Here is a 12302-nt window from a genome sequence, read left to right on the forward strand (position 1 = left end):
TTATTCCCCTCTGCCGTTGCCGGCGAGTTTCCAATCGAATGTCTGGTTGGAGCTCCCCCCGGATCCGGACAGGGAGACTCGCACACGTTGCGGTGTGAAATCCCGGGGCAGCATCACGCTACCGTCCAGTTGCTGGAAATAGCGGAAGGAATAATCCTGCCCCGGCGTGCCTTTGCGCTGGTGTAGGTCATCCCAGCTGACGGTTGTCAGCTTTCCGTCCTTCACACCCTCAACCGAGAACCGCATCTGGCCCTGGCTGATCGCACCGCGATTGAGATTCTGGGTCAGCACCACGCTGTAATGCCAGGTGCCGGCCGCTTCCGGGGTGAACTCCACCGAATGGGTATTCAGCCCCTTGCGCTGGCTGGTGGAACCGACCAGGCGTTCATAGAAGGCAACGTCGGCGCGCAGGCCGGCAATCTCTTCGTCGCGTTCACCCAGCGACGTCTGCACTTCGCTGTTGGCAGCGCGACTGATCTTGTCAGAGGCCTCCAGCGTGGCCTGGCGCTGGCGCAGCTCGTCCAGCTGGCTGCGCTGCTGGCCTACCAGGGCCTCGCTCTGGCGCAGCTTTTCGCGCATGCCGCCGGCATCAGGCGAGGCGTAACGTGCCGCCAACCAGCCAACCAGCAGCAGCGACAGCAGCCAAGCGGCCGCCAGGACAGCGATCGGCACCCAGCCTGGACGCGGGGCCGCGCCACCACGGGGGGTGATCTGGAAACGTGAGGAAGGTCGGTTGGTCATGGCAGGTTCCAGTGCTCCCGGAAGGGCGACACCCGTGCTCGGTCTGAAACGACGGACCAGTGTAAACGACACGTATGTACATGCGCTTATGCGCTGGCGGCTGGCAATCACCGCAGGCATGCTCGATAGTTGCGATCCTGCTCACAGTATCCGGCCGAACCACTTCCCATGACAGAAGCCCACGTATTCGTCATCGGCATCCTGCTGGCCTGGCTGGCGGGCATACGCGTCTACCTGACCGTGTTCGGCGTCGGTATGGCCGGGCTGATGGGCTGGGTCGACCTGCCGCCGGCATTGCAGGCCACCGAATCCTGGTGGGTGCTGGGCACTTCCGGTGCATTGGCCGTGGCCGAGTTCTTTGCCGACAAGATCCCCGGCGTGGATTCGATCTGGGATCTGCTGCAGACCCTGGCACGGGTCCCAGCCGGCGCGTTCCTTGCCGCTGCCACGCTGTCACCCAATGGCGAACTGAGTACCGGCGTATTGGCTGCCGGTGCCGGCATCGCGCTGACCAGCCACGGCCTGAAAGCCGGCACCCGCGCCCTGCTCAACACCTCTCCGGAACCTGCCAGCAACTGGATGGCTTCGTTTGCCGAGGACAGCGTGGTGATCGGCGCCTTGGCGCTGGCCCTTGCACACCCGTGGCTGGCACTGATCTTCGTGCTCAGCGCCAGCATCATCGGTGCGCTGACGGTATGGCTGGTCTGGCGCATGCTATGGCGTGGGCTCAAGCGGATCTTCGCCAGCGCCGACACGCCAACTTCGGCACCATCCAAACCAGGTAAGCACTCGCTGCCCCCCGCCCCGTGACCGCATAATCCCCACTGATGGCCAGCAACGACACTCCTACCACCGCCAACCGCCCGCTACGCGCGGAGACCCCACCAGCCGATTACTGGCAGCGCTGGAGCGTGCGCAATGCGCCACCCACCGAGGCAGTACAGGCACAGCTCAAACCCGGCGCCGACGCAGCTGCAGCTGCCATGGCCAGCGATGCCGGCGATGACACGCCCTACCGCGTACTGATCGTCGAGGACAACCGCTCGCAGGCACTGTTCGCGCAAAGCGTGCTGCATGGCGCCGGCATGCAGGCCTTCGTGCAGATGGATGTTGAAGGCGTGCAACAGGCCATCGGTGAACACCACCCTGACCTGATCCTGATGGATCTGCACATGCCCGGCCTCGATGGCATGCGGCTGACCGCGATGATCCGCCAGCAGCCTCACCAGCAGCTGCTGCCGATCGTGTTCCTGACCGGCGAGGCCGACCCCGACCGCCAGTTCGAAGTGCTCGACTGTGGCGCCGACGACGTACTGGTCAAGCCGATCCGGCCACGCCACCTGGTCGCCGCCGTCGCCAACCGCATCCGCCGTAACCGCATGCCGGCGCCAGGCAAGGCCGACGCCGGTCCGTTGATGAACAACCCAGAGACCGGCCTGCCAACCCGCCACAACGTGATGCAGCAGCTGCAGAGCGCCATCACCGAGCAGCAACCAGCCGGCCTGATGTTCATCGAGATCGCCAGCGCGCTGGGCCTGCGCGAGCGTTATGGCTATGCCAGCTATGAGCGACTGATGGTGCAGGCCGGGCAACGCCTGGCCGAAAACCTGCGTCCGCACCTGCTGGCCAGGCTCAACGACAACAGTTTCCTGTTGCTGACCCGCGGCATCGAAGAAGCCGCAGTACCGGCATTGGCGCAACAGGTCCGCGATGGCCTGTCGGCGCAGCCTTTTGCACCACGCGAGGATGAATCGGTGTTCCTGCGTTGCGTGGTCGGCCACGCCAACCTGTCGCAGGACCTGGCCGACGCAGATGCCGCGCTGGAAGCGGTGGAACGCACCGCCCTGCAGGCGCGCCTGAACAGCACCGGTGTTGCTGCCTACGAGAGCAACGACGTCGCCATCAACAACGAACACCTGGCCCTGCTCGATGGCCAGATCGAACTGGCCTACCAACCCATTGTCGCCGTCGCTGGCGGCGATACCGCGCAGTACCAGCTGCTGCTGCGCCTGCGCCAGAGCAACGGCACCCTGCTGTCCGCCGGCCAGGTGATTCCCGCCGCCGAAGCGGCCGGGCGTATCGCCGACCTTGACCAACAGGTCGTCGAGCATGCGCTGGGCCTGCTGCACCTGTACCAGTTCGCGCAGCCACCGATGCGTCTGTTCGTCTCGCAGTCGCTGCGCTCGCTGTCGCGCAGCGCCTACGCCGAATGGCTGCTGGGCGCACTGCAGGAACGGCAAGTAGCTGGCAACGGGCTGGTCATCGATGTGCGCCTGTCCGATGCACTGGTGCATGCGGTAAGCCTGCAGCAGTTCTGCGCGCAGCTGATGCCGGCCGGCGTGCAGTTCTGCCTGAGCCAGTTCGAACCCGGCGCAGAGGCGAATGCCCTGCTGACCCAGCTGCCGCTGAGTTATGTGCGCATGGCCGCACGCTACGCCGAAAGCCACACCAACCAGAAGCTGCGTGACGAACTGCGCAGCACCATCGACCTTGCCCACCGCGCCAACCTGCAGATCATCGGCCAGCAGATCGAAGATCCCCAGGCCGCTGCCGCGATGTGGATGGGCGGCATCGACTTCATCCAGGGCAACGTGGTGCAGCGCGCTGGCAGCGAGCTCAACTTCGACTTCCAGAACGCGGTGCTGTGAGCGCGACTGCATCGGGTGCAGCGCGCGGCTGGGCACTGCTGGCAGCAGGCTGCGCCGCTGCTGCGTGCGCGGCCGGCTTCATTCCCGCCATTCCTGCCTTCGCCACCACCGCCAGCGCTGGCGTTGCGGTGGTCGCCGCGCTGCTGGCGGCCGTTGCCGCCAACAGGCAGCAGCGACAGGCACATGCCCTGCAACTGCAGATCGAAGAGCGGGTGCTGGAAAACAACCGCCTGCAGGTTGCCGCTCGGGACCACAGCACGCTGCAGGACGCGCTGCTGCAAGCCAAACAGGCCGCCGAAGCCGCCACCCTGGCCAAGGGCGAATTCCTGGCCACGATGAGCCATGAGATCCGCACGCCCTTGAACGGCATCTTGCCGATGCTGGAACTGGTGGCACAGGGCCCGCTGAGCCTGGACCAGCGCAATATGCTCGATACCGCCACCGACAGCTCACGTCAGCTGTTCCGCATCGTCGACGACATCCTCGACTACTCCAAGCTGGAAGCAAACCGGCTGGAGCTGGAAATCACCACCTTCAACCTGCGCGAAACCCTGGACGGCATGCTGCGGCTGATGCAGCGCGCAGCCGAGCACAAAGGCCTGCGCCTGTCGCTGCATATCGACCCTGCCGTGCGCCTGTCGGTGCGCGGCGACCCGGTGCGCCTGCGGCAGGTATTGGGCAACCTGCTGGTCAACGCGATCAAGTTCACCGAACTTGGCGAAATCAGCATCCATGTAAAACGCCTGGGCGAAACCGCGGCACAGCACCGCCTGCGTTTTGAAGTGCGCGACACCGGCATCGGCCTGGACACAAACCAACAACAGCGACTGTTCAACGCCTTTACCCAGGCCGATGCGTCCACCACCCGCCTGTACGGCGGCACCGGGCTCGGCTTGGCCATCTGCAAGCGCATCGTCGACCTGATGCACGGCAGCATCGGCGTGCACTCCGAGCCCCTGCGCGGCTCCACGTTCTGGTTCGAAATCCCGCTGTTGAAAGTCATCGGCGACCTGCACCAGCCCGATCACCTGCGCAAAGTGCGCCAGGTACTGCTGGTCACGCCCGAACAGCGGCTGCGCCAGCGGCTGCAGCTGATACTGCCGAACTGGGGCTACCAGCCGGTTGCCGCGAACAACCTGCAGGAAGCACTGGAACGCCTGCGCATGCCCACCGTGTCCGGCATCTTCCATGCCGTGATCGGCGACCTGGAGCCCCTGCGCAACAGTGCCCCGGCCCTGCAACGCGCGATCGAACGCATGGACGACAACCGTCCACGCCTGCTGTGGCTGTACGGCGATGCTCCGATCGCCGAAGGACTGCGCGATGGTGCCACCCTGCTGCCACGGCAACTGCCCGACACCCAGCTGCGCAATGCATTGAGCGAACCGTTGCAGTTTGCACCCAGCCCTGCGCCGACATTGCTGCCGGGCGACGCCGGCGCAGCTGCAATGGCGCCCGTTGCGACAGCGTCGAATTCGACAGCGGCAACGATCGCACCTGCAGGCTTCCCGGCAGGCGCGCAAACCAAGCCGATGCCAGTGCCAGCCGCAGCCACCAACAACGCCAACGCAGGTGCCGACCTGGCCGGCATGCTGGTGCTGTTGGTCGAGGACAACTCGGTCAACCTGATGGTTGCGCAGAAGCTGCTGAAGGTCCTCGGCGCCAGCACCGAAGCCGCCGAGAACGGCGCCATCGCCCTCGACAAAATGCACGCCAAGCGCTACGACGCGGTATTGATGGACTGCCAGATGCCGGTACTGGACGGCTTTGCCGCCACCGGACGTTGGCGCGAGCACGAGGCCAGCAGCGGCGCCAGCAACCGCCTGCCGATCATCGCCATGACCGCCAACGCCATGGCTGGCGACCGCCAGCGCTGCCTGGACGCCGGCATGGACGAATACCTGTCCAAACCCATTTCCCGCACGCAACTCCTGAACTGCCTGCTGGCCTTCAAGCCCGCATCCAGCGCAACTGCCGAACCGGTTACCAGCATGCCCAGCACCGACCTCTCCGCCAATGCATTGGCCGCCGCCTCCACCGCGCACACCGATGGCATCACCGCCTCGATACTGGAGCGCAGCGTGCTGGATGAACTGCTGGAGATCGCCGGTGACGAGATCAACGCCATCATCGACGTGTTCCTGGACGAGACACCGCAACTGGTGCGGCATCTGCAGGAAGCCGCGGTGATGCCAGACCTGAAGCGGCTGGGCGAGCTCGCGCACAGCCTGAAATCTTCCAGCGCCAATGTCGGCGTACTGGCGCTCTCCGAAGCGGCGCGCCGGCTCGAGCACGGCGCGCGCAGCGGAACGCTGGAACGACCCACCGTGATGGTGGCGCTGATCGTGGCCGAGTTTTCGCGCGCGCGCATGGCACTGGCCGGTTACCAGGCCGAGCAGCGCACGCAAGCGCAGGAGTGATCCCGCTGCAGCGGGATCAGTCTTCCAGCTTGGTGAGCAGGTAGTTCGGCTCGCCGATGCGGTCGATCAGGTCCAACTGGGTTTCCAGCCAATCGATGTGCTCTTCCTCGGAATCGAGGATCTTCACGAACAGCTCGCGGCTGACGTAATCGCTGATCGATTCGGCATAGGCAACCGCATCGCGCAGCACCGCCGCCGCTTCACTCTCCAGTGCCAGATCGCACTTGAGGATTTCGGTGGGGTTTTCGCCGATGCGCAGCTTGCCCAGCGCCTGGAAGTTGGGCAGACCTTCGAGGAACAGGATGCGATCGGAGAGCACGTCGGCGTGCTTCATCTCGTCGATCGATTCCTTGTATTCGTGTTCGGCCAGCTCGTTCAAGCCCCAGTTCTTCAGCATCTTGGCGTGCAGGAAGTACTGGTTGATGGCGGTCAGCTCGTTGTAGAGGACCTTGTTGAGAAATTCGATGACCTTGGCGTCGCCTTTCATGGCGCTGACTCCGACTAGGGGAACGAGCGCACTTTACCGGTTGCCGGCAGACAATGAAGGAACGCGAATCGTGATCATTAGCCACCGCCGTTGGCGGTAGCCGCAAGGCCTGCTCAGGCCGCCCGCAGCAGTGGCAGGGGCAGCTCGCGGGTAGCGCGTGCTTGCTCCAGCAAGCCGGCAGCCATGTCCAGGCAGGAACCGCAGTTGGAGCCGCAACCGGTACGCATGGTCAGCTCAGACACCGTGTCGCAGCCGGCAAGCGCGGCTTCACGGATCTGGTGATCGGTAACTCCATTGCAGATGCAAACGTACACGGCTTGACGCCCCTGAACCCGGCACGTAGCGGCCGTGTCAGCATTCAATCGCAAATGCGAATGGTTGTCAATTTCGGGCGTTAATCATTATTAATCTTCTTGCCGCGCCAGACTCCGGGCCGCCGCGGACGCTTGCGCGGACGCTCATGGCCAGCGCTGCTACCCGGCATCCAGGCCTCCTGTGCGGACGCAGGCATCGCCTGCACGCCCTGCCCTGCGATACCACGCGCCAGTGGCGCCAGATGACGCAGCGCGCGCGCGTAGACGCCACGCTTGAACATGACCACGTGTTCCACCGGATACCAGAAGTCGACCCAACGCCAGTGATCGAACTCCGGCGTATCGGTCTCATCCAGCCGCACATGCGCCTCGTCGCCCGTCAGCCGCAGCAGGAACCAGACCTGCTTCTGGCCGATGCAGACCTGTTTCTCGGTGTGGCGGATGGCCCGCGGGGGCAGCCGGTAACGAAGCCAACCGGGAGTCGCCCCCAGGACTTCGACGTGTTCAGGCAGCAGGCCGGTTTCTTCCTGCAATTCGCGATACATGGCCTCGACCGGGGTTTCATCGGTATTCATGCCACCTTGCGGGAACTGCCAGCCATCCCGGCGCACGCGTCGTGCCCAGAACACCTGCCCGTCTTCCCGCATCAGCACTATGCCGACGTTCGGTCGATAGCCGTCCGGATCGATCACGATGCGGACTCCTAAAATTTCTACTGTCGAGGACTCTGCCATGGCTGCTGTCATGCCACAAGCACAGAAAAACCTGTTGACAAAACCTCACGACACCACCAGAATTACCGGCTCCCAAGGCTATGTAGCTCAGCCGGTTAGAGCACAGCACTCATAATGCTGGGGTCGGTGGTTCGAGTCCACCTATAGCCACCATGGGAAGCAGGTTGAACCTGCACTACAGCCCCGTCGCCAAGCGGTAAGGCATCTGACTCTGACTCAGACATTCGGAGGTTCGAATCCTTCCGGGGCTGCCAAATATGAAAAGGCCTGATCGCAAGATCAGGCCTTTTTTCTATTCAGGACCTTCACACCAGGACCAACCAGCAGGCCGGGTGTGCGATAATCGCCACGCACCATAGCCCCGTCGCCAAGCGGTAAGGCATCTGACTCTGACTCAGACATTCGGAGGTTCGAATCCTTCCGGGGCTGCCAGATATCAAAAGGCCAGATCGAAAGATCTGGCCTTTTTTGTGGCTGAAACCTCGGGATTGGGGGATCAGGGATTGGCAGGAGCAAAAGCTCGAAAGCCAAAGCCCCCCTCCCCAGCCCTCCCCTGCGCCCCGCGCAAGGGAGGGGGCAAGTGCGGCACTTCCCACGCCGGATATGCATCGAATGCGACCATCCACCCCCTCCCTTGCGCGCAGCGCAGGGGAGGGCCGAGGAGGGGTGCTTTGGCTTTGGCTTTGGCTTTGGCTTTGGCTTTGGCTTTGGCTTTGGCTTTGGCTTTGGCCTTGCCCCCAGCTTTGGCAAATCACCAATTCCCAACTCCAATCCCAGAAACGACAAAAGCCCGGCCGAAGCCGGGCTTTTGCCTTCCCAGTGGGATTCCGGAGAATCCCACCCCGAAGCGATTAACGCTTGGAGAACTGGGTGGCGCGACGTGCCTTGTGCAGGCCGACCTTCTTACGCTCGACTTCACGGGCGTCACGGGTCATGAAGCCAGCCTTGCGCAGCTCGGACTTCAGGGTTTCGTCGTACTCGACCAGCGCACGGGCGATGCCCAGACGGATCGCACCGGCCTGGCCGGTGGTGCCGCCGCCGGCAGCAGTGACAAGAATGTCAAAGCTTTCGGTGTTCTGGGTCAGTTCCAGCGGCTGACGCACGATCATGCGTGCAGTCTCACGGCCAAAGAACTCGTCCAGCGGACGGCCATTGACGGTGATGTTGCCAGTGCCCTTGCGCAGGAACACGCGGGCGGTGGAGGACTTGCGGCGGCCAGTGCCGTAGTTTTGAGTGATAGCCATGATTAGATATCCAGAACCTGCGGCTGCTGTGCTGCGTGCGGATGCTCAGTGCCTGCATAGACCTTGAGCTTGCGGTACATCTGACGACCCAGCGGGCCCTTCGGCAGCATGCCCTTGACGGCGGTCTCGATGACGCGCTCCGGGTGACGCTCCAGCGCCTGCTCCAGGGTTTCGGTCTTCAGGTTACCGATGTAGCCGGTGAAGCGATGGTACTTCTTGTCCTTCAGCTTCTTGCCGGTAACAGCAATCTTGTCGGCATTGATGACGACCAGGTAATCACCGGTGTCAACATGCGGGGTGTAAACCGGCTTGTGCTTGCCACGCAGGCGGCGAGCCAGCTCGGTGGAGAGACGGCCCAGCGTCTTGCCGGCGGCGTCAACGAGGTACCAGTCGCGCTGGACGGTCTCGTTCTTTGCAGTGAAAGTGCTCATAAAGAACTCAGGTAGGTCGGGCTGATTGCGGCGAAATGAACCACCGGAACTTTGCCACGCGTTGTGAAGGTGAAACAGAAGAGGCGGGATTGTACTGGCCGCACACCTCCGGCGCAAGCCGACGCCTGAACGGGCACCCCGCCCCGGCCTTGGCAGCTTCACAGCCAGCGGCGAGAATCGGGCAGACCCCACTGCACTGCCCCGTCATGATCACCGCCCGCGTACAAACGCCACTGGACCACCTGCTGACCGAAGCCCAACGTGCCCTGGACACGGTGTTCGGCAACCCGCCAGCCGCCCGTCCCAACCCGGCCGGCGACACCCCGGAGGTTGTACTGGAGCCAGCTGAAGTCCGCCACGCGGCCGGACTGATGCGCATCAACCATGTCGGCGAGGTCTGCGCGCAAGGCCTGTATTTCGGCCAGGCAGCAGTAGCCCGCGACCCGGCCACGCGCGCGCACCTGCTCGACGCCGCACAGGAAGAGACCGATCACCTGAGCTGGTGCGCGGACCGCCTGCGCGAGCTGGACAGCCGCCCGAGCCTGTTCAACCCGCTCTGGTATGCGGGCAGCTACACCATCGGCACCCTGGCCGGCCTGCGCGGCGACGGCTGGAACCTGGGCTTCGTGGTGGAGACCGAGCGCCAGGTGGAGGCGCATCTGGACGAGCACCTGCACACCCTGCCACCGGCCGACCAGCGCAGCCGCGAGATCCTCAAGGTGATGAAGCTCGATGAAGCGCGCCACGCCGAGCACGCCGAACATGCCGGCGCGCGCAAGCTGCCATTCCCGATCCCGTCGGTGATGGCACTGGCCTCCAAGGCAATGAAGGCCGTGGCCTACCGGATTTAGGGCCCCACCTGTAGCGCCGAGCCATGCTCGGCTGGAGCCTTACCGGGACCGCTTCACCTGTAGTGCCGAGCCATGCTCGGCTGGAGCTTTGCCGGGAAAGCCTCTGCCGAGCATGGCTCGGCACTACATGGCTGGGCCTTTGCATAAAGCTCCTGCCGAGCATGGCTCGGCACTACCCTGGCTACCTCAGCTGACCAGCTTCAGGCCGATCACGCCGGTGACGATCAGGCCGATGCACAGCAGGCGCGGCCAGCTGGCGCTGTCGCCGAACAGGATCACGCCGGCAATCGCCACGCCAACCGCACCGATACCGGTCCAGATCGCATAACCGGTACCCACCGGAATGGTGCGTAGTGCCTGGGTCAGCAGCCATAGGCTGATGCCGGCAAACACCACGGTAAACAGGCTCGGCCAGAGCCGGGTAAAGCCTTCGCTGGACTTCAGGCCCAGCGCAAATCCAATCTCGAACAGGCCCGCAAGCAGCAGGTAGATCCAGGGCATCGCCAACTTCCTTTACAAAAAAAGACGGCGCCCCAGTGAGTTCACACCGAGCCGCCGTCGACAAACGTCTGCATCACTGCAGGGCGGGCCGTCCCGCCTGTTTTTTGCGCAGAACCGGCATGCCGGCGCTGCGCTGGTAGTGCTTATTCGGCCAGGTTGCGACCGTGGAACAGCTCTTCGATCTCGCGGCGCAGCAGCGCCTCGATCTTCATGCGTTCCTTGAACGACAGGTTCTTGGCCTTCTCTTCGAACAGGTACTGGTCCAGGTCGAAGTCCTTCAGGTGCATCTTGGTGTGGAAGATGTTTTCCTGATAGACGTTGACATCGAACATCTCATAACGCGACTTGATGTTCTTGGCCAGGAAGTTCTGGATCGAATTGATCTTGTGGTCGATGTAGTGCTTCTTGCCCTTGATGTCACGGGTGAAGCCACGCACGCGGTAGTCCATGATCACGATGTCTGATTCCAGACTCTCGATCAGGTAGTTCAGCGCCTTCAACGGCGAGATCACACCGCAGGTTGCCACGTCGATATCGGCGCGGAAGGTAGCAATGCCTTCCTGCGGATGCGTTTCCGGATAGGTGTGCACGGTGATGTGCGACTTATCCATATGCGCAACCACGGCATCGGAGATCAACTCCTTGCCGGCCTGCTTCTTGTCGATCACCGGCTCCTCGGAAATGAGAATTGTGACCGAGGCACCCTGGGGGTCGTAATCCTGACGCGCAATGTTCAAGATGTTCGCACCGATGATCTCTGCGACATCGGTGAGGATCTGCGTGAGTCGATCGGCGTTGTATTCCTCGTCGATGTACTCGATATAACGCTGGCGCTCCTCTTCGGTACGCGCATAGCAGACGTCATAAATGTTGAAGCTCAAGGCCTTGGTGAGGTTGTTGAATCCTTGCAACCTCAGGCGAGGCAACGGCTTGACCACGGCGGTCGATCCTGTAGATGGTGGGAAAGGCGGAAGTATGGGGCAAAGTGGCCCGCTGTGATACTTGCACCGTTATGCCCGTTTGCCCCTTATGCTCAGCGTCGTTAAGCTTGCCCATTAAGCAAGTTCATCCAAACTGTGAACGCCATCATGAGCCCAGGTAACGCCACCACCGCGTCAAACGTGCGTCTTGCCTCCAGCCCGCTGGCGCTGGACATTGCCACCATCGACCGCTTTCTGGCCCACAGCCACCGCCGCCGCTACCCGGCGCGGACCGATGTGTTCCGCCCGGGTGACCCAGCCGGGACCATGTATTACGTGATCAGCGGCTCGGTCAGTATCATTGCCGAGGAAGACGATGACCGGGAACTGGTGCTGGGCTACTTCGGTGCCGGCGAGTTTGTCGGGGAAATGGGCCTGTTCATCGAGTCGGACAAGCGCGAGGTCATCCTGCGCACCCGCACCCCCTGCGAGCTGGCCGAGATCAGCTACGAGCGCCTGCACCAGCTGTTCCTGGGCCCACTGTCGGTGGACGCGCCCAAGCTGCTGTACGCCATTGGCTCGCAGATCTCCCGGCGCCTGCTGCATACCAGCCGCAAGGCCAGCCGCCTGGCCTTCCTGGACGTGACCGATCGCATCATCCGCACCTTGCACGACCTGTCCAAGGAGCCGGAATCGATGAGCCACCCGCAGGGCACCCAGCTGCGCGTCTCCCGCCAGGAAATCGCCCGGCTGGTGGGTTGCTCGCGGGAAATGGCCGGCCGCGTGCTGAAGAAGCTGCAGGCCGATGGCCTGCTGCATGCCCGCGGCAAGACCGTGGTTCTGTACGGGACGCGGTAACGTCCGCTTCGCGGGCGACACCCCCATGGTTTGCGGAGCAAACCATGGGCCCCGGCTCCCCGCCTTCCAAATCCCCGCACCTGTCGGCGCGCCCCCTTTACTAAAGGGGGCTGTCTGATCTGATTGACCTCGGGAAAACCCTTTGCCTGCGAT

Annotated in this window: 13 protein-coding genes and 3 tRNA genes; 8 read left to right on the top strand and 8 right to left on the bottom strand. The window is 63.3% G+C overall.

Features of this window, described 5'->3' with window-relative positions:
- Complete coding sequence (locus AC13FW_RS11280; RefSeq protein ID WP_482989113.1) at positions 1-741, bottom strand: DUF6776 family protein; 741 nt, start codon at positions 739-741, stop codon at positions 1-3.
- A 168-nt stretch (positions 742-909) separates the two neighbouring features.
- Here AC13FW_RS11280 and AC13FW_RS11285 point away from each other — a divergent pair, with 168 nt between their 5' ends.
- From AC13FW_RS11285 to AC13FW_RS11295, 3 genes are read left to right on the top strand one after another with little or no spacing between them, the layout of a single operon-like run.
- Positions 910-1551 carry a DUF4126 domain-containing protein gene (locus AC13FW_RS11285; protein ID WP_296249817.1) on the top strand — a complete coding sequence of 214 codons (642 nt, stop codon included), beginning with the start codon at positions 910-912 and terminating at the stop codon, positions 1549-1551.
- A 17-nt stretch (positions 1552-1568) separates the two neighbouring features.
- Entirely contained in the window at positions 1569-3389 is a 1821-nt protein-coding gene (locus tag AC13FW_RS11290; RefSeq protein WP_482989114.1) for an EAL domain-containing protein, read from the top strand.
- The gene (locus AC13FW_RS11295; protein ID WP_482989115.1) at positions 3386-5809 is read left to right on the top strand and encodes an ATP-binding protein; all 2424 of its coding nucleotides are present in this window, start codon (positions 3386-3388) and stop codon (positions 5807-5809) included. Before AC13FW_RS11290 ends, AC13FW_RS11295 begins: the two co-directional genes overlap by 4 nt.
- 16 nt (positions 5810-5825) lie before the next feature.
- On the opposite strand, the gene bfr is transcribed toward AC13FW_RS11295, so the two are convergent.
- The 3 genes from bfr to AC13FW_RS11310 all read right to left on the bottom strand — a co-directional run bounded on the left by bfr (position 5826) and on the right by AC13FW_RS11310 (position 7302).
- Positions 5826-6296 (bottom strand): bacterioferritin, encoded by a 471-nt coding sequence (gene bfr, locus AC13FW_RS11300; protein WP_282270663.1) that lies wholly within the window; start codon positions 6294-6296, stop codon positions 5826-5828.
- Between the two features lie 113 nt (positions 6297-6409).
- Complete coding sequence (locus tag AC13FW_RS11305; RefSeq protein WP_296249808.1) at positions 6410-6610, bottom strand: (2Fe-2S)-binding protein; 201 nt, start codon at positions 6608-6610, stop codon at positions 6410-6412.
- Positions 6611-6690: 80 nt separating this feature from the next.
- Positions 6691-7302 carry an RNA pyrophosphohydrolase gene (locus AC13FW_RS11310; protein WP_282270667.1) on the bottom strand — a complete coding sequence of 204 codons (612 nt, stop codon included), beginning with the start codon at positions 7300-7302 and terminating at the stop codon, positions 6691-6693.
- A 118-nt stretch (positions 7303-7420) separates the two neighbouring features.
- Here AC13FW_RS11310 and AC13FW_RS11315 point away from each other — a divergent pair.
- The 3 genes from AC13FW_RS11315 to AC13FW_RS11325 all read left to right on the top strand — a co-directional run bounded on the left by AC13FW_RS11315 (position 7421) and on the right by AC13FW_RS11325 (position 7776).
- A tRNA-Met gene (locus AC13FW_RS11315) sits at positions 7421-7497 on the top strand.
- A 26-nt stretch (positions 7498-7523) separates the two neighbouring features.
- Positions 7524-7598: transfer RNA gene (locus AC13FW_RS11320), tRNA-Gln, on the top strand.
- A gap of 103 nt (positions 7599-7701) precedes the next feature.
- Positions 7702-7776 (top strand) — tRNA-Gln (locus AC13FW_RS11325).
- 419 nt (positions 7777-8195) lie between these two features.
- On the opposite strand, the gene rpsI is transcribed toward AC13FW_RS11325, so the two are convergent.
- Both rpsI and rplM read right to left on the bottom strand, forming a co-directional pair.
- Positions 8196-8588, bottom strand: coding sequence for a 30S ribosomal protein S9 (gene rpsI, locus AC13FW_RS11330; RefSeq protein WP_057626426.1), 393 nt, complete (start codon positions 8586-8588; stop codon positions 8196-8198).
- Between the two features lie 2 nt (positions 8589-8590).
- The gene (gene rplM, locus AC13FW_RS11335) at positions 8591-9019 is read right to left on the bottom strand and encodes a 50S ribosomal protein L13 (protein WP_282273385.1); all 429 of its coding nucleotides are present in this window, start codon (positions 9017-9019) and stop codon (positions 8591-8593) included.
- Positions 9020-9225: 206 nt separating this feature from the next.
- Between rplM and coq7 the strand changes: the two genes are divergently transcribed.
- Positions 9226-9870: a 2-polyprenyl-3-methyl-6-methoxy-1,4-benzoquinone monooxygenase gene (gene coq7, locus AC13FW_RS11340; RefSeq protein WP_282273387.1), complete on the top strand. Its 645-nt coding sequence runs from the start codon at positions 9226-9228 to the stop codon at positions 9868-9870.
- A 186-nt stretch (positions 9871-10056) separates the two neighbouring features.
- Here coq7 and AC13FW_RS11345 read toward each other — a convergent pair whose 3' ends face one another.
- Positions 10057-10371, bottom strand: coding sequence for a DMT family transporter (locus AC13FW_RS11345; RefSeq protein ID WP_282271637.1), 315 nt, complete (start codon positions 10369-10371; stop codon positions 10057-10059).
- A 143-nt stretch (positions 10372-10514) separates the two neighbouring features.
- Positions 10515-11309, bottom strand: a complete 795-nt coding sequence (gene speD, locus AC13FW_RS11350; RefSeq protein WP_282271635.1) for an adenosylmethionine decarboxylase — start codon at positions 11307-11309, stop codon at positions 10515-10517.
- Positions 11310-11459: 150 nt separating this feature from the next.
- On the opposite strand from speD, the gene crp reads away from it, so the two are divergent.
- Complete coding sequence (crp, locus tag AC13FW_RS11355; RefSeq protein ID WP_282271632.1) at positions 11460-12149, top strand: cAMP-activated global transcriptional regulator CRP; 690 nt, start codon at positions 11460-11462, stop codon at positions 12147-12149.
- Positions 12150-12302 lie beyond the last annotated feature (153 nt).

The sequence above is a fragment of the Stenotrophomonas sp. 21LCFQ19 genome, assembly GCF_056861425.1.

Coding starts and splice junctions, on each gene's coding strand:
- rpsI (WP_057626426.1), bottom strand. CDS start 8,588: ATGGCTATCACTCAAAACTACGGCACTGGCCGCCGCAAGTCCTCCACC.
- AC13FW_RS11285 (WP_296249817.1), top strand. CDS start 910: ATGACAGAAGCCCACGTATTCGTCATCGGCATCCTGCTGGCCTGGCTG.
- bfr (WP_282270663.1), bottom strand. CDS start 6,296: ATGAAAGGCGACGCCAAGGTCATCGAATTTCTCAACAAGGTCCTCTAC.
- AC13FW_RS11280 (WP_482989113.1), bottom strand. CDS start 741: ATGACCAACCGACCTTCCTCACGTTTCCAGATCACCCCCCGTGGTGGC.
- rplM (WP_282273385.1), bottom strand. CDS start 9,019: ATGAGCACTTTCACTGCAAAGAACGAGACCGTCCAGCGCGACTGGTAC.
- coq7 (WP_282273387.1), top strand. CDS start 9,226: ATGATCACCGCCCGCGTACAAACGCCACTGGACCACCTGCTGACCGAA.
- crp (WP_282271632.1), top strand. CDS start 11,460: ATGAGCCCAGGTAACGCCACCACCGCGTCAAACGTGCGTCTTGCCTCC.
- AC13FW_RS11290 (WP_482989114.1), top strand. CDS start 1,569: ATGGCCAGCAACGACACTCCTACCACCGCCAACCGCCCGCTACGCGCG.
- AC13FW_RS11345 (WP_282271637.1), bottom strand. CDS start 10,371: ATGCCCTGGATCTACCTGCTGCTTGCGGGCCTGTTCGAGATTGGATTT.